This window comes from Salmonella sp. NW645, from assembly GCF_051703725.1.
GTDB lineage: Bacteria > Pseudomonadota > Gammaproteobacteria > Enterobacterales > Enterobacteriaceae > Salmonella > Salmonella enterica.
This window is the reverse complement of record NZ_JAMMKR010000002.1, coordinates 673,232-695,599: the sequence shown is the minus strand read 5'-3', so window position 1 is coordinate 695,599 and position 22,368 is coordinate 673,232. Positions and strand designations below refer to the sequence as shown.

The following is a 22,368-nucleotide window of genomic DNA, read 5'->3' as shown; positions in this document are numbered from 1 at the left end:
ATTTCTCGATACAAGAATCAGGACACAAGTCCCAGAGCGCGTTTAACAGGCGCAAAACTGCGTCGGTGGTGCGCCGTCGCGCCATACTGTGCCAACTTTTCCAGATGAAAAGCGGTTGGATAGCCTTTGTGCTGCGCAAAGCCATACTGAGGAAAAACGATATCCAGCGCCGCCATTTCTGCGTCGCGGGTGACTTTCGCCAGAATAGACGCCGCGCTAATCTCCGCCACGCGGCTGTCGCCTTTCACCACGGCCATTGACGGCACAGGCAGCGCCGGACAGCGATTGCCGTCGATCAGCACATATTCTGGCGCAATATGCAGACCAGCGACAGCGCGCTGCATGGCGAGCATGGTGGCGTGCAAAATATTCAGCTCATCAATTTCATGCGCTTCCGCGCGTCCCAGACTCCAGCTTAACGCCTTTTCTTTAATCTCGTCATACAATGACAGACGACGCTTTTCAGACAATTTTTTGGAATCATTCAGACCGACGATCGGACGAGCCGGATCGAGGATCACGGCGGCGGTCACTACGGCGCCCACCAGCGGGCCACGGCCCACTTCATCCACACCCGCCACTAAATGGGTGTGTGGATAAACAAATTCGATCATTGTGCTAACTCCAGGACGGCATCTGCCGCCTGCTCATCGGCATTACAGCGGATCTGCTGATGCAGTTCACGGAAGGTGTCGTGCATCGCATGGCTGGTTTTACCGTTCGCCAGTAGCGGCAACAGCGCTTCGGCGAGTTTTTGCGGTTCGCACTCTTCCTGCAACAGCTCTTTGACTAATTCTCTTCCCGCCAGCAGGTTAGGCAAAGACACATACTCCGTTTTCACCAGACGTTTCGCCAGCCAGAAAGTGAAGGGCTTCATACGATATCCCACTACCATCGGGCATTTTGCCAGCATACACTCCAGCGCCGCCGTGCCTGAGGCCAGCAGAGCCGCGTCGCTGGCGATCATCGCCTCGCGCGCCATGCCGTCCAGCAAATGAACGGCGAGATCCGGCGCAACCTCCGCTTTAATTTTTTCAAACTGCTCGCGGCGTTTCGCGTTCACCAGCGGCACTACCACTTCCAGATCGGGATAGCGCTGTCGCAGCAATTGTGCGGTTTTCAGGAAGTCGGCGCTGAGCATTTCCACTTCCGCGCCACGGCTGCCAGGCAGTAGCGCCAGACAATGGGCGTCATGCGGGATACCCAGCACGTCGCGCGCCGCATTTTTATCCGGGTCCAGCGGCATGGCATCCGCCATGGTGTGACCGATAAAGCGGCACGGGACGTTAAATTTATCGTAAAACGCTTTTTCGAAAGGCAGAAAAGCCAACACCATATGGGTGGATCTGCCTATTTTGAAAACGCGTTTCTGTCGCCAGGCCCAAACAGACGGGCTGACATAATGAATGGTCTTAATCCCTTGTTTTTTCAGATTACCTTCGAGGGTAATGTTGAAATCAGGGGCATCAATCCCGACAAAGACATCGGGCTTGAGTTCGGTAAAACGACGGGTCAGATCGGCGCGGATATGCAACAAACGGCGTAAACGACCGAGCACTTCAACAATGCCCATGACCGCCAGCTCTTCCATTTCGTACCAGGCTTCACACCCTTCGGCCTGCATACGCGGCCCCGCAACGCCCACAAAGCGGGCGTTGGGTACGCGCGCTTTCAGCGCACGAATTAAGCCTGCGCCAAGAATATCGCCGGACGTTTCACCGGCGACCAGGGCAATCGTTAAAGGACGCTGTGCCGCCATTAACGAATCGGACCGCGCGTTGAACGCTCAAAGAACTCGGTAAACGCCTTCACTTCCGGATGCTTTTCAGCAAGTTCAGCGATTTCCAGCTTCGCTTCGTCGAGCGTTTTACCACTGCGGTACAACAGTTTGTAGGCATTACGAATCGCCACCAGCCCTTCACGGCTAAAGCCGCGACGCTTCAGCCCTTCGATATTTACCCCGAACGGCGTCGCATGGTTACCCTGCGCAATCACATACGGAGGGACATCCTGCGCCACGCCGGAGCAGCCGCCGACCATCACATGCGCACCGATAATGCAGAATTGATGAACTGCCGTCATACCGCCGATGATCGCAAAATCATCGACTGATACGTGCCCCGCCAGCGTGGCGTTGTTGGCGAGGATACAGCGATTACCTACCGTACAATCATGTGCGACATGCGCATTGATCATCAGCAGGTTATCGCTACCCACCTTCGTCAACCCACCGCCCTGCACTGTACCACGATGAATGGTGACGCTTTCGCGGATGCGGTTACGATCGCCAATTTCCACACGGGTCGGCTCACCCGCATATTTCAGATCCTGGTTCACTTCACCGATAGAGGCAAACTGATAAATCTCGTTGTCGCGGCCGATTTTGGTTTGACCATTCACGACCACATGAGACTTCAGTACGGTTCCCTCACCAATTTCGACCTGCGGCCCAACAATACAAAAGGGACCAATGTGGGCATTAGCGCCAATTACAGCGCCGTCTTCCACAATGGCGGTAGGATGAATAAAGGCGGATTTATCAATCACGAATCAGGCCTCCCGGCTACGAGCACACATCATGGTTGCTTCGCACACAACTTTACCGTCGACCAGCGCAACCCCTTTAAAGCGGGTCAGGCCACGGCGCGTTTTCTCGAAAGTGACTTCCATGATCATCTGATCGCCTGGCACCACCGGACGCTTAAAGCGCGCTTCATCAATACCCGCGAAATAATACAGTTCGCCAGGTTCCAGTTTACCAACGCTTTTAAACGCCAGAATACCGGTTGCCTGCGCCATCGCTTCCAGAATCAACACGCCTGGCAAAATCGGTTTGCCCGGGAAATGCCCCTGGAAAAACGGCTCGTTGACGGAGACATTTTTCACCGCACGCAGAAAACGACCTTCTTCAAAGTCCAGCACGCGATCGACCAGTAAAAACGGAAAACGGTGCGGCAGAAGCTCTAAAATCTCTTCAATCTGCAGAGTATGAGTGTTAGTAGTCAAAATACTCTTCCTGTCCAAATATACAAAAAGGCAATAATAACACGGCCTGCCGCAATCGTATGAATGTGACAGGCCGGAAAAGAATGGCAACTACAAGGCGGAACGTTAGTCTTGTTGATTAACCTTGCGCTCAATCGCTTTGAGACGCTTGCTCATATCATCAATGTTCATCACCAGTGCAGCAGTTTTACGCCATACTTTGTTGGGTTGCAGCGGAATGCCTGAGGAGTAGACGCCCGGTTCCGTGATGGGACGCATCACCATACCCATGCCAGTTACCGTGACTTTGTCGCATATTTCCATATGCCCATTGATCACGCTGGCGCCGCCAATCATGCAGTAACGGCCAATCTTCAGGCTACCCGCCATAATGACGCCACCGGCAACTGCCGTATTGTCGCCAATCACGACGTTATGTGCAATCTGGCACTGATTATCAATAATCACGCCATTGCCAATAACAGTATCATCCAACGCGCCACGGTCAATGGTGGTACAGGCGCCGATCTCGACACGATCGCCAATAATGACCCGGCCCAGTTGTGGGATCTTCACCCAGTTGCCACGATCGTTAGCGTAGCCAAAACCGTCCGCGCCGATCACCGTACTGGACTGGATCAGGCAATTCTCACCGATCTGAATGTCGTGGTAAATCGTTACGTTCGCCCACAAGCGTGAACCCGCCCCGATTTTGGTATTTTTTCCGACGAAACAGCCTGCGCCGATAACCACGTTATCGCCCAGTTGTACGCCAGATTCAATCACCGCATTCGCGCCGACTGAAACATTGCTACCCAGCGTTGCCGTCGCATCAATCACGGCGCTTGGCGCGATATTCTGCGCGGGCTGCGGCGTAGTATCTAAAATTTGCGCCATGCGCGCGTAGGTCAGGTAGGGATTTTTAACTACCAGCGCCGCGCTCTTAGCAAAAGGAAGATCGTCCTGCGTCATGACAACCGCAGAAGCCTGGCATAAACCTAAGTGTTCACGGTACTTAGGATTTACCATAAACGTAATGTGGCCTGTTGTTGCAGATTGCATGGACGCAACGCCGGTGATGACGATATCGCCATCACCGTGTAATTCTGCATCCAACTGTTCTGCTAAGTCAGCCAGTCGAATTGAAGGCATTACTTATTTAACCTGTTTCAGTACGTCAGCGGTGATGTCTTTCACATCGCTGCTGTTGTAAGCAACGGTGTTTGCGTCTACCACCAGATCGATACTCTGGTCGTTAGCCACTTTTTTCACTGCAGTCTGGATACGAGTCACCAGTTTGTTGCGTTCTTCGTTGGAACGACGAGCGCGATCTTTCTCAAAAGCCTGCGCTTTTTGCGCGAAAGTCTGGCGCTGAGACATCACGTCTTTTTCCAGCTTAGTACGATCGCTACCTGCTTTCATGGATTGCAGACGCTGCATTTTAGATTGCAGATCGGTTTCCATTTTTTGCAGTTCAGCCGCACGGCCTTTAAATTCGTTTTCCAGTGTATTGGATACACCCGTCTTCTGCGCAACCTGTTGGAACAGATTACCCATGTTGACGATTGCAATTTTGTCAGCAGCCTGTGCGGACGTTACCATCGCCAAACCAAGACCTGCAGCTAATAACCACTTTTTCACAATAAACTCCTTACCATCCCATTTGCACCCGAAGGTACAGCTCTTTGCGTGGCCTGGCGATCCCTGGGGGCATCGCCAAAAGTCATCGCTACACTACCAATGCATTCCTTTGCAGTGAACAATTACCAGGTTTTACCAATGTTAAACTGGAACTGCTCGGCTTTGTCTCCATCGTACTTTTTAAACGGCTGGGCGTAGGAGAAGACCAACGGCCCCAATGGGGACATCCATTGTAATGCGATACCCGCGGACATACGGATGTTGCTCGGATCGCTGTAGTCCGGATAACCAGAATACTGGCTGGAATCCCAGTTAGTATCCCAGACGGTCCCCATATCCCAGAAGAAAGAAGTACGGACCGAATTAGCATATTTCTCGCTGATAAACGGCGTCGGCGTGATAAATTCCAGGCTGGCGACCGCCATCGCGTTCCCCCCTACCGCATCATCCGACTTACACATATCTTTTGCGCCGTCCTGCGTCGCGCAATCGTAGTCTTCATCAGCATCGTAATTTTTAGGGTTATAGGGATAATAGACCGCCTTAGGACCAATGGTATTGGACTGGAAGCCACGAACGGTACTGGAACCACCGGCATAGAAGTTCTCATAGAACGGCATTTCTTTACCGCCTAAACCATCGCCATAACCAAAGCGGGTACGGCCCAGAATGACCCACTTATGATCGTTATCGATCGGTACATAGGTCGCGGTATCCAACGTCGCTTTATAGTATTCGTTATCCGATCCCGGAATCGTCACCTTACCCGTCAGGTTGATACGCGTACCTTCCGTCGGGAAGTAACCACGGTCTAGTTTGTTGTAGGTCCAGCCGTAGTTAAAGGTGAAGTCATCAGTGCTAAAACTATTATCCTGATCATTAGTACTCGGATACTGACCCATTGATGCCAGATAACGCCACATTGCAACCTGCGGTTCCATATTGGACAGGGAGTTATGCACATACCCTAAACCAGCACGCAACGTGTTGTACTCGTTGATGGGGAAGCCAAGCGTCACATCCGTACCGTAACTCTTGTTGGTATAGTCGGATAGATCCGCATCGTCCGCCTGGAAGTCGTTATAGAAGATACGACCACCGAGGCTCACGCCGTCAACGGTAAAGTATGGGTTAGTAACGGACAGTTCGCTGTAGGTCTGGTAGTCGTTTTTGGTGCCGTTAATCCCCACGGAATAACCGGTACCTAACCAGTTGTCCTGCTGAACGCCGGCCTGGAAGCTCACGCCGCTTTCTGTACCGTAACCGATACCGAAGTTGAAGCTACCGGTATTACGCTCTTTCACCTTGTACACCACATCAACCTGATCCGGGCTACCCGGAACGCGCTGCGTGTCGGTGTCGACGGTTTCAAAGAAGCCGAGACGGTTCAGACGCTCTTTACCCTGGTCAACCAGGTCGCTGCCCAGCCACGCCCCTTCCATCTGGCGCATTTCACGGCGCAGAACGGAATCTTTTGAGGTATCGTTGCCTTCAAAGCGGATCTTACGCACGTAGAAACGGTTGCCCGCATCGACGTTCACGCGCAGTTTTACGGTTTTGTCAGCATCGTTAATTTCAGGCTGTGACTGCACGCGCGGATAGGCGTAACCATAGCGACCCAGAAGCTTTTTGATGTCATCTTCCATTTTGGTCACTTTGGTGCCGTTATAGAGCTCGCCCGGTTCAATTTTCGTCAGGTTCTCAATTTCAGCGGAATGTCCGGCCAGGTTACCGCTTACCTGAACCCCGGAAAGCTTGTACTGATCGCCTTCGGTGATATTGACGGTGATGTAGATCCCTTTCTTATCCGGCGTCAGACTCACTTGCGTGGAGTCAATATTGAAACGCGCGTAGCCGCGATCCAGATAGTAGCTGCGCAAGGTTTCAAGGTCGCCCGCCAGCTTCTGTTTCTGGTATTTACGATCGCCGACGACGTTCCACCACGGCACTTCGTCACGCAACTGGAAATGAGAAATGAGTTCTTCGGTGCTAAAGGCATGGTTACCGACGATGTTGATCTGTTGGATCTTCGCCGATACGCCCTCCTGGAACACCAGTTTAAGATCAACACGGTTGCGCGGCAGCGGCGTGACGACCGCCTTAACGCTGGCGCTGTATTTACCTACGCTATAGTAAAAGTCTTCCAGACCTTTTTCGATATCAGACAGCGTGGTGCGATCCAGAGACTCGCCAACACGTACGCCAGACGCTTCGAGGTTTTGCTTGAGCATGTCATCTTTCACCGACTTGTTCCCGGAGAAAGTGATGCTGGCAATGGTCGGACGTTCTTTTACCTGAACCAGAAGGGTATTACCATCGCGCAGGACGCGGACGTCCTCAAAGTTGCCGGTGGCGAACAGAGCGCGAATGGTGTTACTGATATCTTCATCATTAACCGTGTCGCCTGTGCGCACCGGCATACTGAGGAGAGCCGCACCAACGGCGACTCGCTGCAGGCCTTCGAAATGAATGTCCTTCACTACGAACCCTTCAGCACCGTATACGGTGGCGCTGCTGAACAGCAGCGACGCTATGAGCAACTTTTTCATCGCCATCGTTATTATGCGTTCTTCCTAACTAACTCTCTTACAACCGAGAGAAATCATTGAAAAGTGCAAGCCCCATTAACAACACCAGCAAAATCGAGCCAATGCGATAACTAAAGTCTTGAACCCGCTCGGATACCGGCCCGCCCTTAAGCTTTTCAATCGCCAGGAACAGCAGATGACCCCCGTCAAGAACGGGCAGCGGAAACAGGTTGATTATCCCTAAGTTCACGCTGATTAGCGCAAGGAACATCAGGTAATAAATCACCCCGAACTCCGCTGACATCCCAGCCCCCTGAGCGATAGAAATCGGCCCACTGAGGTTGTTCAGTTTCACATCACCGGTTATCAATTTACCCAGCATACTGACCGTCAGCTTCATCAACTGCCACGTCTTATCCGTGGCTTCGAGGATGGCGCTAAAAGGCCCATACTGGCGTATAGTCTTGTACTCTTCCGGCAGAGGAATAATTTTAGGCACCACGCCTGCAAACCCTTCCGCCTTTCCGTTAACCGATTTCGTATCCGGCGTTAACGTCAACGACAAGGCGCTCCCCTGCCTTTCAATCTCTAACGCTAACGGCTTACCGGGATTATCGCGTACAAACGTCACGAATTTCATCCACTGCGTTAACGGCTGACCATCGACTTTAACGATCCTGTCGCCCGCTTGCAAACCCGCTTTACTGGCTGCGGAATTCGCCTGCACTTCTGACAGTACCGGTTCAATCTGTGGCCCGCGGGGCCGAATCCCTAAAGAAGATACAGGATCTTGCTTATCAGGCTCAAATGCCCAGTGACGTAAATCAAGCGTTTTGTCCTGCCGCTGGTCGCTGCCAAACGGCGCGACGCTCACCGTCGTCTGCTGATCGCCAATTTTGGACACCAGTTGTAAACGCACGGCATCCCAATCAGGGGTTTCGATACCATCAACGGCTTTAAGTTCCGTACCAGGCGCAATTTGCGCCTGCGCAGCAATCGAGTTGGGCGTTATTTCGCCAATGACCGGACGAACGCCAGGGACGCCGATGATAAAGACCAGCCAGTAAGCAAAGATAGCAAAAATGAAGTTCGCAACCGGACCTGCGGCAATAATTGCAGCGCGCTGGCCCACCGTTTTGTTATTGAAGGCGTGACGACGCAATTCCGGCGCTACCGGTTCGGCGCGTTCATCCAGCATTTTGACGTAGCCGCCCAGCGGGATCAGGGCGATGACATACTCGGTGCCGTACCGATCGGTACGACGCCAGAGCGCTTTGCCAAAGCCGATGGAAAAGCGCTCAACTCGCACACCGCAGCGCCGGGCAACCCAGAAATGACCAAATTCATGCACAGTGATCAGCACGCCCAGTGCGATGATGAATGCAGCCAGATTCCAGAGAATACTCAGCATAAAACCTTCCGTTAGAGCGTCCTGAACACCAGTAACAACAGGCAAGCAAAGACCGGTACGGCAGCCGTCAGGCTGTCAATTCGGTCCAGAATGCCGCCATGGCCTGGAATCAAGTGGCCGCTATCCTTAATTCCTGCTTCGCGCTTAAACATACTCTCGGTGAGGTCGCCCAGTACAGAAGCCAGAGCCGCCACCACAGAGCAAATCAGCAAGATAACAGGCGCAACATTCAGATTCGCCCACATACCGTAACCCCATGAGATCACGGCAGCCGTAGCAAGCCCGCCGATAAACCCTTGCCAGGTTTTACCCGGGGAAACCTTCGGCGCCAGCTTATGTTTGCCAAACAATTTACCAAACATATACGCGCCAGAGTCCGCTCCCCAGACCAGGATCATGACATAGAGTAGCCATATTGCGCCACTGTAATGATTCTCGTCATAGTGCCAGGCGCGCAGCGCCAGCATGCCCCAGAAAAATGGCACGATAGTTAACAAACCGAAAATGAGACGCAATGTTTTTGAGTTGCGCCAGATTGCCGCCGAACCGGGATAAAATAGCACCAGCAGTAGCGCGACAACCCACCATCCTAACGATGCCCAAAGCGACATCTCAACCAGTGGTTGACGAATGTTGTGATGATACTCAGGCAACAAAAATAGCATCAGCGCCAATAACAGACCACACAGCACCGCCAGCCAAACCCGCTGTGAACGCGCGGCGAAACCGCTTAACTGTCCCCATTCCCACGCGGCCAGCATACAGACAACCAGCGTAATAATGGCGAACCCCACCGGCGGCAATAAAAAAAGCGCAGCGATGACCGCGGGTATTAACACAAAAGCAGAAATCAGGCGATACTTCAGCAAAAGCAACCCCCATCAGGCTTTGTCATCACCAGGCTCGGTACCGCCGAAACGACGCTCTCGATTAGCAAAGGCATGCAGCGCACCTTCAAAGTCTTGTTCATCGAAATCGGGCCAAAGAACATCCGTAAAGTAAAGTTCGGCATAGGCAATTTGCCAAAGCAAAAAGTTACTAATGCGATGCTCTCCCCCAGTCCTAATTACTAAATCCACAGGCGCCAGCTCATGCATACAGATTTGCTGGCCTAGTCTCTCTTCATCAATCTGATCGGGGCGCAGCACTCCAGCCTGCACCTGTTCCGCCAGTTGTCGGACTCCCTGGACAATATCCCAACGTCCGCCGTAATTCGCAGCGATATTCAGCGTTAGACCCGTATTATGGGCGGTAAGCGCTTCTGATTTGCGAATACGTTCTTGTAAACGTGAGTTGAATCGGCTGATATCGCCGATAATACGCAGGCGAACGTTATGGCGGTGCAGGCTTTTGACTTCGCTATCCAGCGCCCACACAAACAGCTCCATTAACGCGCTCACTTCCTGCGCCGGTCGGTTCCAGTTTTCACTACTAAAGGCATACAGCGTTAACGCATCAATACCGTTATTGGCAGCAAAAGAGACCGCTCGCCGGACGGACTTCGCCCCGGCTTTATGCCCAAAGGCCCGGATCTTCCCTTGCTTTTTCGCCCAGCGACCATTGCCATCCATAATTATTGCAACATGACGGCAGCCATGCGCTGGCAAATTTTCGCTTACTGGTTGAGTTGCAGACAACATAACGCGTTTTTTGTCCCTGAAAGGATTTAGCGGTACTCAGGAATACTGAAGCCTTTATACACATTCTCTTCGGTCCGCTTCGCGGATGGCTGCGCGTCATCGCCCCTGTCGTGCGCTGTCTGCGCACGCCGGGAACGTATTCACCTGCCGTCCCGATGCGTCCTGAATGATTTTGTGTATCCACAAAAAAGCCGTGTAAAACCACGGCTAACCTGACCGAAAAAAGCCAAAAACCTGCGATCAGGTGGCGCAGACTATATCACCGAAGCCCAACGCTAACAAATAGCACGATCTTCTGTCGCGGGATAATCGTCAGCGTGAGAGCCGTATCACTTGTTTTCTGGCTACTTCACGCGCGATGGCGTCAACCTGCAATACGTCCTCAACGCTTGCCGGTTCCTGTAAATCCATCCTCTCCAGCACCGCTAAATTGAGCCCGGCGATATCGGTAAAACGAATCTGTTGCGCCAGAAACGCGGCAACGGTGATTTCGTTTGCCGCATTGAGCGCCGTCGTTGCCGCCTGACCTTGCTCAAACGCCTCCATCGCCAGCTTCAGGCATGGATAACGCTGATAATCTGGCGCGCTAAACGTCAGCGCGCTGAGTTTGCAAAAATCGAGCGGCTGCGCGCCGGACGCGACGCGATTCGGCCATGCCATCGTATGCGCAATAGGCGTACGCATGTCAGGTTCTCCAAGCTGCGCCAGGACGCTGCCGTCCTGATAACGCACCATCGAATGAATGACCGATTGCGGATGGATCAACACTTCCATCTGACGTGCGCTGGCATTAAATAACCAACGCGCTTCAATGTATTCCAGACCTTTATTCATCATGGTGGCGGAGTCGACGGAGATTTTCCGCCCCATCGACCAGTTCGGATGACGACATGCCTGATCCGGCGTCATCGCTGCCAGATCGCACATTGGCGTTTCACGAAACGGGCCACCAGACCCGGTAAGCAAAATCGACGTTACACCATTTTGCTCAAGGTCAGCGTATCCCAGATTATGCTGAATAGATTGCGGCAAACTCTGAAAAATCGCGTTATGTTCGCTATCGACGGGTAAAAGCCGGGCGTTGCTGCGTTTTACTTCGTCCATAAACAGCCGCCCGCAGGTCACCAGCGATTCTTTATTCGCCAGCAGAATCGTCTTCCCTGCGCGAATCGCCGCCAGGGTCGGCAGTAAACCAGCCGCGCCCACAATGGCCGCCATCACATGCCCGACCTCATCAAGCGCCGCCATCTCACAGGCAGCCTGCTGACCGCTCAGAACCTCGGTGCGGCTGCCATGCTGCTGAAGCATTATTTTGAGCTGTTCTGCGCTCGACGTATCGTCCATCACGGCATAACGCGGCGAGAATTCCAGGCACTGCTCCGCCATGCGGGCGACATTTTTACCCGCCACCAGCGCGATAACGCGGAAGCTATCAGGATTATGGCGCACTACGTCCAGTGTGCTGCAACCAATAGAGCCGGTCGAGCCCAGAATGGTTAATTGCTTCATGAAACGTCCAGAAGTGTTGAAACGGAATAAAAAGCAAAACGCCGCACAGGAGACCTGATAATGTCTTCTGCGCGGCGCTTTGTACACCACTCATCCGCCAGGTTTAGCGGTGGAATGAGTTTATATCTGCGTACAGATCAATCAGAACTGCATCAGTTCTGCTTCTTTATCTGCCAACGCCGCATCCACTTTCTTAATTGCCGCGTCGGTCATTTTCTGTACTTCTTCCTGAGAGCGACGATCGTCATCTTCACTGATCGCTTTATCTTTCAGCAGAGCTTTTACTTTATCGTTCGCATCACGGCGGACGTTACGAACGGCGACACGCGCCTGCTCCGCTTCGCCACGGACAATTTTCGTCAGATCTTTACGACGTTCTTCGGTCAGCGGCGGCAGCGGAACGCGAATGTCGGTGCCCGCAGAGCTTGGATTCAAACCGAGGTCTGACGCCATGATCGCTTTTTCAACGGCTGGCCCCATAGAACGGTCAAACACGTTAATTTTTAAGGTACGGGAGTCTTCTACCGTTACGCTTGCCAACTGGCGCAGCGGGGTCGGAGTGCCATAGTATTCTACGACAATACCATCCAGCAGGCTGGGAGAAGCACGACCCGTGCGCACTTTGCTGATTTGGGTTTTGAACGCTTCAACGCATTTTTCCATGCGTACTTCAGCATCTTTTCTGATATCGCTAATCACGTTACGAATCCTTGAAAACTAGTCTCAGTCAGACCAGACGGTCACACAATACAAAGATGTGCTAAGTATAGTCTCGTTTAATTTCTGCCAGGTAATAAGACCCGTCAATAGAACAGAATCTTACCCGTATTTGGCGCTCACGGGAATTATTCCGTGATTAACGTCCCTTCTTTTTCGCCCATCACCACACGACGCAGCGCGCCCGGTTTGTTCATGTTGAAAACACGAATCGGCAGTTTGTGGTCACGAGCCAGCGTGAACGCCGCCAGATCCATCACTTTCAGCTCTTTATCCAGCACTTCGCTGTAGGTCAGCTGATCGTACATGGTCGCGGAAGGATCTTTTGCCGGATCGGCAGTGAATACGCCATCCACTTTGGTCGCTTTCAGTACGACATCCGCTTCAATTTCGATCCCGCGCAGACAGGCCGCAGAGTCGGTAGTGAAGAACGGGTTACCCGTACCTGCAGACAGAATCACAACACGGTTATTACGCAGCAGGCTAATAGCCTCGGCCCAACTGTAGTTGTCGCATACGCCGTTTAAAGGAATTGCCGACATCAGGCGGGCGTTCACATAGGCGCGGTGAAGCGCATCACGCATTGCCAGGCCGTTCATGACGGTGGCCAACATGCCCATGTGGTCGCCCACAACGCGGTTCATCCCCGCTTTTGCCAGACCTGCGCCACGGAACAGGTTACCACCGCCAATCACCACACCAACCTGAATACCCAGTTCAACCAGTTCTTTGATCTCCTGAGCCATACGATCCAGTATGCTTGCATCAATACCGAAGCCTTCCGTACCCTGCAGAGCTTCGCCGCTTAATTTAAGCAGAATGCGTTTATAGACGGGTTTTGCATTGGTAGCCATGTTTCTTTCCTGAGACTGTCAACGATTGATATGAGTTAATTCCGGCGACATTGTACGTCGCATTTCAGCGCAGACGCCAGGCGTCGGCTGATTTTACAAGAGAGGCGCAAAAAGAAGCCGCCCTCAGGCGGCTCCTCAGGAAAATCAGGACTGCTTAGACATCGCAGCAACTTCTGCTGCAAAGTCAGTCTCGACTTTCTCAATGCCTTCGCCCACTTCAAAGCGGATGAAGCCAGTCACGTCAGCGTTGTGCTCTTTCAGCAGTTGGCCAACAGATTTGCTCGGTTCCATGACGAAAGGCTGACCAGTCAGAGAAACTTCGCCGGTGAATTTCTTCATGCGGCCTTCAACCATTTTCTCTGCGATTTCTTTCGGCTTACCGGACTGCATCGCGATGTCCAGCTGTACCTGGTACTCTTTCTCTACCACGTCAGCAGACACGTCTTCCGGCTTAACGAATTCCGGCTTGCTTGCCGCAACGTGCATCGCCAGCTGTTTAACCAGCTCTTCGTCAGCGCCTTTAGCAGCAACCAGAACGCCGATGCGCGCACCGTGCTGGTAAGAACCCAGAACGTCGCCTTCCAGGGAAGCTACGCGACGAATGTTGATGTTCTCGCCAATTTTCGCTACCAGAGCAACGCGCTCTTCTTCGAACTGCGCTTTCAGGACTTCTACGTCAGTGATTTTGCCAGCAACAGCGGCGTCCAGCACTTTGTCAGCAAATGCCTGGAAGCCAGCATCTTTAGCCACGAAGTCAGTCTGGCAGTTAACTTCCAGAATGAAAGCGACGTTACCGTCGATTTTGGTTTTGATTACGCCGTCAGCAGCCACGTTGCCTGCTTTTTTCGCCGCTTTGATAGCGCCGGACTTACGCATGTTTTCGATTGCCAGCTCAATGTCGCCATTCGCTTCAGTCAGCGCTTTTTTGCAATCCATCATGCCTGCGCCAGTACGCTCACGCAGCTCTTTTACCAGGGATGCGGTAATTTCAGCCATTCTAAAATCCTCGAAAGATTTGATCTGCCCGGCATCAAACCGCACAGATATAAAAGTGAAAAAGGGGGCCATATACAGGCCCCCTAACCAAACGTGATACTACCTGGTCTATAAGGGCTCTCCCCTTCATATTTCGAGCCGCAGGTGCGTTGCCTTCACTCGCTCATCCCGGTCACTTACTGATGTAAGCTCCCGGGAATTCTCGAGCTTGCCGCCTTCCTGCAACTCGAACTATTTTAGGGAGTTATCAAGCCTTATTACTCGGCTTCTACGAAGCTTTCTTCCGCCTGGGAAGCCAGATCCTGAGAACGGCCTTCACGAACGGTTGCAGCGACAGCGCCCAGGTACAGGCTAACAGCACGGATTGCGTCATCGTTACCCGGGATAACGAAGTCAACGCCGTCCGGATCAGAGTTGGTATCAACGATAGCAAATACCGGGATACCCAGGTTGTTCGCTTCTTTGATAGCAATGTGCTCGTGGTCAGCATCGATAACGAACAGAGCGTCCGGCAGACCGCCCATGTCTTTGATACCGCCCAGGCTGTTTTCCAGTTTCTCAAGCTCACGAGTACGCATCAGCGCTTCTTTCTTGGTCAGCTTTTCGAAAGTACCGTCCTGAGACTGAGTTTCCAGGTCTTTCAGACGTTTGATGGACTGACGAACTGTTTTCCAGTTAGTCAGCATACCGCCCAGCCAGCGATGGTTCACGAAGAACTGGTCGCAGCTGTTAGCAGCTTCTTTCACCGCTTCGCTTGCAGCGCGTTTAGTACCAACGAAAAGGATTTTACCTTTACGAGCAGAGATCTTGTTCAGTTCAGCCAGAGCTTCGTTGAACATCGGTACAGTTTTCTCAAGGTTGATGATGTGAACTTTGTTACGCGCGCCGAAGATGAACGGCTTCATTTTCGGGTTCCAGTAACGGGTCTGGTGACCAAAGTGAACACCAGCCTTGAGCATATCGCGCATGGAAACAGTTGCCATGATTTAAAACCTCTATAGATTAAGTTGGGGTTATGCCTCCACGTATCCCATATTACCGACCCCAAAGGGCACCCCGGAATATGTGCCGATACGTGTGTGTTGTTACACAAAGTGAGATTGGTCGCTCCCGTCCATCGTGTGTAGTCTTCGAATGGATCGGAAGTCCGGCGCGCTTTATACCACAAATACGCCACCGACACCAATAATTGTTGGCACTCAGTGCTGAATTGAACGATGAATTTCGTGTTACAAGCAGGCGGCAAATTTTTGCATCCCCTGGAGCTTACGGCCAGTAAGTGACTGGGGTGAAAAAATGTCGCCAACGCACTTGTGGCACGAAAGGCGAAGTTCAGAATGATTCTCAATTTGGCAGGGTACACCCCTGACTGATACCATTGTCAGCACTTACACAATTATTGCCGAAATCATCGGCACTGATGGACAGAATTCATGGCTATCTCAATCAAGACATCTGAAGACATCGAAAAAATGCGCGTCGCGGGCCGTCTGGCAGCCGAAGTGCTGGAAATGATCGAACCGTATATCAAACCGGGCGTCACCACCGGCGAACTGGACCGTATCTGTAACGATTACATCGTTAACGAACAACACGCGATCTCCGCCTGCCTCGGCTACCACGGCTATCCGAAATCCGTCTGTATCTCTATTAATGAAGTGGTGTGCCACGGCATTCCGGATGACGCTAAACATCTGAAAGATGGTGATATCGTCAACATCGACGTGACCGTGATTAAAGATGAATTCCACGGCGATACCTCGAAGATGTTTATCGTCGGCAAACCGACCATTCTGGGCGAGCGTCTGTGCCGCGTCACGCAAGAGAGCCTGTATCTGGGCATCAAAATGGTGAAACCGGGCATCCGCCTGCGCACCATTGGCGCCGCCATCCAGAAATATGCCGAAGGCGAAGGTTTCTCCGTGGTACGTGAATACTGCGGACACGGTATTGGTCGCGGCTTCCATGAAGAACCGCAGGTGCTGCATTATGATGCAGACGATGGCGGCGTCGTGTTGCAGCCTGGCATGACCTTTACCATTGAACCGATGCTGAACGCCGGGGATTACCGTATCCGCACCATGAAAGACGGCTGGACGGTAAAAACCAAAGACCGCAGCTTGTCTGCTCAGTACGAGCATACTATTGTGGTAACGGAAAACGGCTGTGAAATTCTGACGCTGCGTAAAGATGACACCATCCCGGCGATCATCACACACGACGAATAATGTTTTGCCTGATGGCGATGCCTTCGCATCTTATCAGGCCTACAAATTACACCTTTACTCAAAATCATTCGAGTTGCCTCAAGGCGGCAAGAGAGTGAATCTTCAGGAGCGTACATAAGTACGTGACTGGAGTGAACGAGCGCAGCCAACGTAGAAGCAACTTGAAGGATGAAGAGTAAATACGTAGGCCGGATAAGGCGTTCACGCCATTATCCGGCTTTTTAATGGGTGGCGCATATGAATACTCTTCCTGAACAGCACGCGAATACCGCACTCCCCACCCTCCCTGACCAGCCGCAAAACCCTGGCGTCTGGCCGCGCGCTGAACTGACCGTCGCCGGTATCAAAGCCCGCATCGACATCTTTCAACACTGGCTGGGCGAGGCATTTGACAGCGGCATTTGTGCTGAACAGCTTATTGAAGCCCGAACCGAATTTATCGACCAGTTGTTGCAACGCCTGTGGATTGAGGCCGGTTTCGGTCAGATTGCCGATCTGGCGCTGGTCGCCGTCGGCGGCTATGGACGCGGCGAACTGCATCCGCTTTCCGATATTGATCTGCTCATTTTAAGCCGCAAAAAGCTGCCCGATGAACAGGCACAAAAGGTCGGCGAGCTGCTGACTTTATTATGGGACGTCAAGCTGGATGTCGGGCATAGCGTACGTACGCTGGAAGAGTGTCTGCTGGAAGGTCTGTCTGATTTAACCGTTGCGACAAACCTCATCGAAACGCGCCTGCTGATCGGTGATGTTGCTCTGTTTCTGGCACTGCAAAAACATATTTTCAGCGAAGGTTTTTGGCCGTCCGACAAATTTTACGCCGCCAAAGTAGAAGAGCAGAACCAGCGCCACCAGCGCTATCACGGTACCAGCTATAATCTGGAGCCGGATATTAAAAGCAGCCCCGGCGGCCTGCGCGATATCCATACATTGCAGTGGGTCGCCCGACGTCACTTCGGCGCTACCTCGCTCGATGAGATGGTGGGATTCGGCTTTTTAACCCCCGCAGAGCGCGCGGAACTCAACGAGTGCCTGCATATCCTGTGGCGCATTCGCTTTGCGCTACATCTGGTGGTCAGCCGCTACGATAACCGCCTGCTGTTCGACCGCCAGTTAAGCGTCGCTCAACGCCTTAACTACAGCGGCGAGGGCAATGATCCGGTTGAGCGGATGATGAAAGACTACTTCCGGGTTACGCGCCGGGTGAGCGAACTTAATCAGATGCTGCTTCAGCTATTTGACGAGGCGATTCTGGCGCTGCCTGCGGATGAAAAACCACGTCCTGTTGACGATGAGTTTCAACTGCGCGGCACGCTCATTGATCTGCGTGACGACACGCTGTTTATCCGCGAACCGCAAGCGATCCTGCGCATGTTTTATATGATGGTGCGCAATAGCGCGATCACCGGCATCTACTCTACGACGTTACGCCACTTGCGCCACGCCCGCCGCCACCTGAGCCAACCGCTGTGTTACATCCCGGAGGCGCGCACTCTGTTTCTTAGTATGCTGCGCCATCCCGGCGCGGTCAGCCGCGGCCTGCTGCCTATGCATCGCCACAGCGTACTGTGGGCTTATATGCCGCAGTGGTCGCACATCGTCGGACAAATGCAGTTTGACCTGTTCCACGCATACACGGTGGATGAACACACCATCCGCGTAATGCTCAAACTGGAGAGCTTCGCGAAAGAAGAGACGCGCCAGCGCCATCCGCTATGCGTCGATCTCTGGCCGCGGCTTCCCCATCCGGAACTGATCCTGATCGCCGCGCTGTTCCACGATATTGCGAAAGGACGCGGCGGCGACCATTCGGTACTGGGCGCGCAGGATGTACTCACCTTCGCCGAACTGCACGGTTTGAACTCACGCGAAACGCAACTGGTCGCCTGGCTGGTGCGCCAACACCTGCTGATGTCAGTCACCGCCCAGCGCCGCGACATCCAGGATCCGGAAGTCATCAAGCAGTTTGCCGAAGAGGTGCAAACCGAAACACGGCTGCGTTTTCTGGTCTGCCTGACCGTCGCGGACATCTGCGCGACCAACGAAACCTTGTGGAATAGCTGGAAACAGAGCCTGCTGCGCGAGCTGTACTTCGCCACTGAAAAACAGCTCAGACGTGGAATGCAAAATACGCCGGATATGCGTGAGCGCGTGCGTCACCATCAGCTTCAGGCGCTGGCGCTGCTGCGAATGGACAATATTGATGAAGCCGCGCTGCACAAAATCTGGACCCGCTGTCGCGCTAACTATTTTGTTCGTCATAGTCCAAATCAGCTCGCCTGGCACGCACGCCATTTATTGCAGCACGATCTGAGCCAACCGTTAGTGTTGCTCAGTCCGCAAGCCACGCGCGGCGGAACCGAAATTTTTATCTGGAGTCCGGACAGACCCTATCTGTTTGCCGCCGTCTGCGCCGAGCTGGACAGGCGTAATTTAAGCGTCCATGACGCGCAGATCTTTACCACTCGCGACGGCATGGCAATGGATACGTTTATCGTTCTGGAACCAGACGGCAGCCCGCTGGCGGCGGATCGCCATGACGTTATTCGCACCGGTCTTGAACAGACCATTACGCAGCGTAGCTGGCAGCCGCCGCAGCCGCGTCGGCAACCGGCAAAGTTACGGCACTTTACGGTCGAAACGGAAGTCAATTTTTTGCCCACCCATACCGACAGAAAATCATTCATGGAATTGATCGCGCTCGATCAACCTGGTCTGCTGGCCAGGGTCGGACAAATTTTTGCCGATCTGGGAATTTCGCTTCATGGCGCCCGAATTACAACCATTGGTGAACGAGTAGAAGATTTATTCATAATCGCCACAGCGGATCGGCGCGCACTTAATAATGTGCTGCAACTTGAGGTGCAACAACGGTTGACAGCGGCCCTCAATCCAAACGATAAAGGGTAGTGTGTTTATTTATATGAAAGAGTTTAACAATGCAGCAGTTACAGAACGTTATTGAGACCGCTTTTGAGCGCCGCGCCGATATTACGCCGGTTAATGTAGATACCGTGACCCGAGAGGCGGTAAACCAGGTCATTTCTCTACTTGATTCCGGCGCGCTGCGTGTCGCAGAAAAAATCGACGGTCAGTGGGTCACTCACCAGTGGTTGAAGAAAGCGGTTCTGCTCTCTTTCCGTATTAACGATAACCAGGTTATCGACGGTGCGGAAAGCCGCTACTTCGATAAAGTCCCGATGAAATTCGCTGATTACGACGAAGCGCGTTTTCAGAAAGAAGGCTTCCGCGTCGTTCCGCCTGCAGCCGTTCGTCAGGGCGCATTTATCGCCCGCAACACCGTGCTGATGCCGTCTTACGTTAACATCGGCGCCTACGTTGACGAAGGCACCATGGTTGATACCTGGGCGACGGTGGGTTCCTGCGCGCAGATTGGTAAAAATGTTCACCTTTCCGGCGGCGTGGGTATCGGCGGCGTACTGGAGCCGCTGCAGGCTAACCCGACCATCATTGAAGACAACTGCTTTATTGGCGCGCGTTCTGAAGTCGTGGAAGGCGTCATTGTCGAAGAAGGTTCCGTCATTTCCATGGGGGTATACCTCGGCCAGAGCACCAAAATCTACGATCGCGAAACCGGTGAAGTTCACTATGGCCGCGTACCGGCGGGCTCCGTGGTCGTTTCCGGCAACCTGCCGTCAAAAGACGGTAAGTACAGTTTGTACTGCGCGGTGATCGTGAAAAAAGTCGACGCCAAAACGCGTGGCAAAGTGGGCATTAACGAATTACTGCGCACTATTGATTAAGCGAGTGAAAAGCGGGGGCGACAGCCCCCCTTTGCATTACGGCGAATGCGGTAACACGGTTTCCGGCGCAATCTTTGCCGCAAATGCCGAAGCCAACGCAGTCAAAACGACATAACCGGCAACCAAAGTCCAACTGTTATCATAGACTGCGCTTAACGCTTTAGCGATAAACGGCGTGAATCCCCCTGCCACAACCGCCCCCAACTGAGCGCCAATTGATGAACCGCTGTAGCGTACAGGCGGATGAAACAGTCCGGCGAAAAAAGAAGGTTGCACGGCATTCAGTGAATTATGACCAATGTTAATAAGCAGAACGTAGCCCATTGTCATCAGTATGAGCGAACGGCTTTCCAGCAGCCAGAAAAAGGGAAAAGCCATTGCCGCGACAAAAAGCGCGCCGAAAATATACACCTGACGGCAGCCACGCCGATCCGACATGATGCCAAATAGCACGTGCATGGGATACGCCAGCAGACAGGTGAACATTACAATGTACAGAATAGTCAGGCTGGCAATCCCAAGCTGCGTCGTCGCCCAGGAAACCGCGAAGACGGTGGCAAGAAAAAAGGGAACGCTTTCCGCAAAACGTAGAATTATAATCAGCAAAATGCTGCGCCATTGCTCTCGTACCACTTTGACCACCGGCCTTTCTTCTTTTTGCTGCCTATGATTAATGGCCTGCTGCTTTTTAAACGCACGGAAGACAGGCGTCTCATCCAGACGATGACGCATATATAATCCAGGCAGCACCAAAAGCGCACTGAGCAGAAAAGGAATACGCCATCCCCACAATAACAACGCCTCCTTCGGTAATTGGGTCACGACTATAAATGCGCCTGTCGCCAATAATTGTCCCGTGAGTCCTCCTGTTTGCGATAGCGCGCTTAACCGCCCCCGGTGCTTTCCAGCAGCATATTCCACGACCATTAACATGGCGCCTCCCCATTCGCCTCCAACCATAAATCCCTGCAGAAAACGCAGAATAACCAGTAAGGCAGGCGCCAGCGCGCCAATACTGGCGTAAGAAGGCAGGCAACCGATGAGAAACGTGACCGCGCCCATCCCCCCTAACGTGATTAATAACGTGTTTTTACGCCCAAGCGTATCTCCCCTGTTGCCAAAAAATAGCGCGCCCAGCGGCCGGGAAATAAATCCCACGCCGAAACTGGCAAAAGAAGATAACGTTGCAGTCAATGGGCTGGCGCCAGGGAAAAAAAGCGGGCCAAATACCAGCGCGCTTGCCAGGCCGTATAATAGAAAATCATAATATTCAATGGAGTTTCCTATCCAGGCGGAAATCACCACCCGGCGAATAGTAGCATTATACGTTCCGGACATAGACTCCGCCTCTCAAGGTTATCGACCACTACCTCCGGTCAATTTTCCACACTGACCTCAAACGCTTTCTCTATAAACGGAATATCGCGTTGAATTACTTAAACTATCAATAACCACCGCCCTTTTACTCATGACGTTGCCGAGACGTCTTCTGCGATCAACCGCGCTTTTTTTGTATCCATTGGTGGCGAAAAACCAACTTTTCGTTAATTATTCAAAAGTTATAGTGTGATGAAGGATACCGCTATGTATGACAATCTAAAAAGTCTGGGCATTACCAATCCTGAGGAAATCGATCGTTACAGCCTGCGGCAAGAAGCCAATAACGATATCCTGAAAATCTATTTTCAAAAGGATAGAGGTGAATTCTTTGCTAAAAGCGTGAAGTTTAAGTATCCACGCCAGCGTAAAACGGTGGTGGCCGATGGCATCGGTCAGGGTTATAAAGAAGTACAGGAGATTAGCCCTAACCTACGCTATGTGATTGACGAGCTGGACCAAATCTGCCAGCGCGACCGCTCAGAACTCGATCTCAAACGTAAGATCCTCGACGACTTGCGCCACCTGGAAAGCGTCGTCGCGAATAAGATCAGTGAAATCGAAGCCGATCTGGACAAGCTTACCCGCAAATAAAAAAGCTGCCGGGGCTTCATTTCGGGCCCCTCTCACTCTGCTGCTCCCTCTCATCCACCTCACGGCTACCACCATTTTTCATCACTATGCCTCACAGCGGCTCAATACATATCATTTCGTTATC

Annotated in this window: 20 protein-coding genes; 4 read left to right on the top strand and 16 right to left on the bottom strand. The window is 52.5% G+C overall.

The genetic code is table 11. From position 1 onward, the window contains the following. Positions 1-17 precede the first annotated feature (17 nt). From rnhB to rpsB, 15 genes are all read right to left on the bottom strand, one after another. The gene (gene rnhB, locus NA389_RS07070) at positions 18-614 is read right to left on the bottom strand and encodes a ribonuclease HII (protein ID WP_000569411.1); all 597 of its coding nucleotides are present in this window, start codon (positions 612-614) and stop codon (positions 18-20) included. After that, complete coding sequence (gene lpxB / locus NA389_RS07065; RefSeq protein ID WP_000741216.1) at positions 611-1,759, bottom strand: lipid-A-disaccharide synthase; 1,149 nt, start codon at positions 1,757-1,759, stop codon at positions 611-613. The genes rnhB and lpxB overlap by 4 nt, the downstream gene beginning before the upstream one ends. Continuing rightward, the gene (gene lpxA / locus NA389_RS07060; protein ID WP_000565950.1) at positions 1,759-2,547 is read right to left on the bottom strand and encodes an acyl-ACP--UDP-N-acetylglucosamine O-acyltransferase; all 789 of its coding nucleotides are present in this window, start codon (positions 2,545-2,547) and stop codon (positions 1,759-1,761) included. The genes lpxB and lpxA overlap by 1 nt, the downstream gene beginning before the upstream one ends. 3 nt (positions 2,548-2,550) lie before the next feature. Further along, entirely contained in the window at positions 2,551-3,006 is a 456-nt protein-coding gene (gene fabZ / locus NA389_RS07055) for a 3-hydroxyacyl-ACP dehydratase FabZ (RefSeq protein WP_000210741.1), read from the bottom strand. A gap of 105 nt (positions 3,007-3,111) precedes the next feature. Further along, positions 3,112-4,137, bottom strand: coding sequence for a UDP-3-O-(3-hydroxymyristoyl)glucosamine N-acyltransferase (gene lpxD, locus NA389_RS07050; RefSeq protein WP_001139266.1), 1,026 nt, complete (start codon positions 4,135-4,137; stop codon positions 3,112-3,114). 3 nt (positions 4,138-4,140) lie between these two features. After that, entirely contained in the window at positions 4,141-4,626 is a 486-nt protein-coding gene (gene skp / locus NA389_RS07045) for a molecular chaperone Skp (protein WP_000758966.1), read from the bottom strand. 122 nt (positions 4,627-4,748) lie between these two features. After that, positions 4,749-7,181, bottom strand: a complete 2,433-nt coding sequence (bamA, locus tag NA389_RS07040; protein WP_001240936.1) for an outer membrane protein assembly factor BamA — start codon at positions 7,179-7,181, stop codon at positions 4,749-4,751. Between the two features lie 31 nt (positions 7,182-7,212). After that, positions 7,213-8,565 carry a sigma E protease regulator RseP gene (gene rseP / locus NA389_RS07035; protein WP_000949017.1) on the bottom strand — a complete coding sequence of 451 codons (1,353 nt, stop codon included), beginning with the start codon at positions 8,563-8,565 and terminating at the stop codon, positions 7,213-7,215. A gap of 11 nt (positions 8,566-8,576) precedes the next feature. Then, complete coding sequence (cdsA, locus tag NA389_RS07030; protein ID WP_000922422.1) at positions 8,577-9,434, bottom strand: phosphatidate cytidylyltransferase; 858 nt, start codon at positions 9,432-9,434, stop codon at positions 8,577-8,579. Positions 9,435-9,446: 12 nt separating this feature from the next. Continuing rightward, entirely contained in the window at positions 9,447-10,205 is a 759-nt protein-coding gene (gene ispU, locus NA389_RS07025) for a (2E,6E)-farnesyl-diphosphate-specific ditrans,polycis-undecaprenyl-diphosphate synthase (protein WP_000947413.1), read from the bottom strand. A 312-nt stretch (positions 10,206-10,517) separates the two neighbouring features. Then, positions 10,518-11,714 carry a 1-deoxy-D-xylulose-5-phosphate reductoisomerase gene (ispC, locus tag NA389_RS07020; protein ID WP_000811899.1) on the bottom strand — a complete coding sequence of 399 codons (1,197 nt, stop codon included), beginning with the start codon at positions 11,712-11,714 and terminating at the stop codon, positions 10,518-10,520. A 141-nt stretch (positions 11,715-11,855) separates the two neighbouring features. After that, positions 11,856-12,413: a ribosome recycling factor gene (gene frr, locus NA389_RS07015; RefSeq protein ID WP_000622423.1), complete on the bottom strand. Its 558-nt coding sequence runs from the start codon at positions 12,411-12,413 to the stop codon at positions 11,856-11,858. 146 nt (positions 12,414-12,559) lie between these two features. Then, positions 12,560-13,285 (bottom strand): UMP kinase, encoded by a 726-nt coding sequence (pyrH, locus tag NA389_RS07010; protein WP_000224567.1) that lies wholly within the window; start codon positions 13,283-13,285, stop codon positions 12,560-12,562. Between the two features lie 144 nt (positions 13,286-13,429). After that, the gene (tsf, locus tag NA389_RS07005) at positions 13,430-14,281 is read right to left on the bottom strand and encodes a translation elongation factor Ts (RefSeq protein ID WP_000808106.1); all 852 of its coding nucleotides are present in this window, start codon (positions 14,279-14,281) and stop codon (positions 13,430-13,432) included. Between the two features lie 257 nt (positions 14,282-14,538). Further along, entirely contained in the window at positions 14,539-15,264 is a 726-nt protein-coding gene (gene rpsB / locus NA389_RS07000) for a 30S ribosomal protein S2 (protein ID WP_000246886.1), read from the bottom strand. A 450-nt stretch (positions 15,265-15,714) separates the two neighbouring features. On the opposite strand from rpsB, the gene map reads away from it, so the two are divergent. The 3 genes from map (at position 15,715) to dapD (ending at position 20,273) form a co-directional block, all read left to right on the top strand. Then, the gene (map, locus tag NA389_RS06995; protein ID WP_001018214.1) at positions 15,715-16,509 is read left to right on the top strand and encodes a type I methionyl aminopeptidase; all 795 of its coding nucleotides are present in this window, start codon (positions 15,715-15,717) and stop codon (positions 16,507-16,509) included. A gap of 237 nt (positions 16,510-16,746) precedes the next feature. Continuing rightward, a complete protein-coding gene (glnD, locus tag NA389_RS06990) occupies positions 16,747-19,419 on the top strand; it encodes a bifunctional uridylyltransferase/uridylyl-removing protein GlnD (RefSeq protein ID WP_001094523.1) in 2,673 nt (890 codons plus the stop codon). Between the two features lie 29 nt (positions 19,420-19,448). Then, positions 19,449-20,273 carry a 2,3,4,5-tetrahydropyridine-2,6-dicarboxylate N-succinyltransferase gene (gene dapD / locus NA389_RS06985; RefSeq protein WP_001186676.1) on the top strand — a complete coding sequence of 275 codons (825 nt, stop codon included), beginning with the start codon at positions 19,449-19,451 and terminating at the stop codon, positions 20,271-20,273. Positions 20,274-20,309: 36 nt separating this feature from the next. On the opposite strand, the gene NA389_RS06980 is transcribed toward dapD, so the two are convergent. Continuing rightward, a complete protein-coding gene (locus tag NA389_RS06980; RefSeq protein WP_000017177.1) occupies positions 20,310-21,611 on the bottom strand; it encodes an MFS transporter in 1,302 nt (433 codons plus the stop codon). Positions 21,612-21,857: 246 nt separating this feature from the next. Here NA389_RS06980 and NA389_RS06975 point away from each other — a divergent pair, with 246 nt between their 5' ends. Beyond that, on the top strand, positions 21,858-22,244 hold the full coding sequence (locus NA389_RS06975; protein ID WP_000272193.1) for a DUF3461 family protein: 387 nt from the start codon (positions 21,858-21,860) through the stop codon (positions 22,242-22,244). The last annotated feature ends 124 nt before the right edge of the window (positions 22,245-22,368 follow it).

Excerpts from the sequence above, each read along its gene's own strand:
- lpxD (WP_001139266.1), bottom strand. The coding sequence starts at position 4,137 with ATGCCTTCAATTCGACTGGCTGACTTAGCAGAACAGTTGGATGCAGAA.
- rseP (WP_000949017.1), bottom strand. The coding sequence starts at position 8,565 with ATGCTGAGTATTCTCTGGAATCTGGCTGCATTCATCATCGCACTGGGC.
- ispU (WP_000947413.1), bottom strand. The coding sequence starts at position 10,205 with ATGTTGTCTGCAACTCAACCAGTAAGCGAAAATTTGCCAGCGCATGGC.
- NA389_RS06980 (WP_000017177.1), bottom strand. The coding sequence starts at position 21,611 with ATGTCCGGAACGTATAATGCTACTATTCGCCGGGTGGTGATTTCCGCC.
- ispC (WP_000811899.1), bottom strand. The coding sequence starts at position 11,714 with ATGAAGCAATTAACCATTCTGGGCTCGACCGGCTCTATTGGTTGCAGC.
- rpsB (WP_000246886.1), bottom strand. The coding sequence starts at position 15,264 with ATGGCAACTGTTTCCATGCGCGATATGCTCAAGGCTGGTGTTCACTTT.
- tsf (WP_000808106.1), bottom strand. The coding sequence starts at position 14,281 with ATGGCTGAAATTACCGCATCCCTGGTAAAAGAGCTGCGTGAGCGTACT.
- pyrH (WP_000224567.1), bottom strand. The coding sequence starts at position 13,285 with ATGGCTACCAATGCAAAACCCGTCTATAAACGCATTCTGCTTAAATTA.
- map (WP_001018214.1), top strand. The coding sequence starts at position 15,715 with ATGGCTATCTCAATCAAGACATCTGAAGACATCGAAAAAATGCGCGTC.
- lpxB (WP_000741216.1), bottom strand. The coding sequence starts at position 1,759 with ATGGCGGCACAGCGTCCTTTAACGATTGCCCTGGTCGCCGGTGAAACG.
- dapD (WP_001186676.1), top strand. The coding sequence starts at position 19,449 with ATGCAGCAGTTACAGAACGTTATTGAGACCGCTTTTGAGCGCCGCGCC.
- bamA (WP_001240936.1), bottom strand. The coding sequence starts at position 7,181 with ATGGCGATGAAAAAGTTGCTCATAGCGTCGCTGCTGTTCAGCAGCGCC.
- rnhB (WP_000569411.1), bottom strand. The coding sequence starts at position 614 with ATGATCGAATTTGTTTATCCACACACCCATTTAGTGGCGGGTGTGGAT.
- NA389_RS06975 (WP_000272193.1), top strand. The coding sequence starts at position 21,858 with ATGTATGACAATCTAAAAAGTCTGGGCATTACCAATCCTGAGGAAATC.
- glnD (WP_001094523.1), top strand. The coding sequence starts at position 16,747 with ATGAATACTCTTCCTGAACAGCACGCGAATACCGCACTCCCCACCCTC.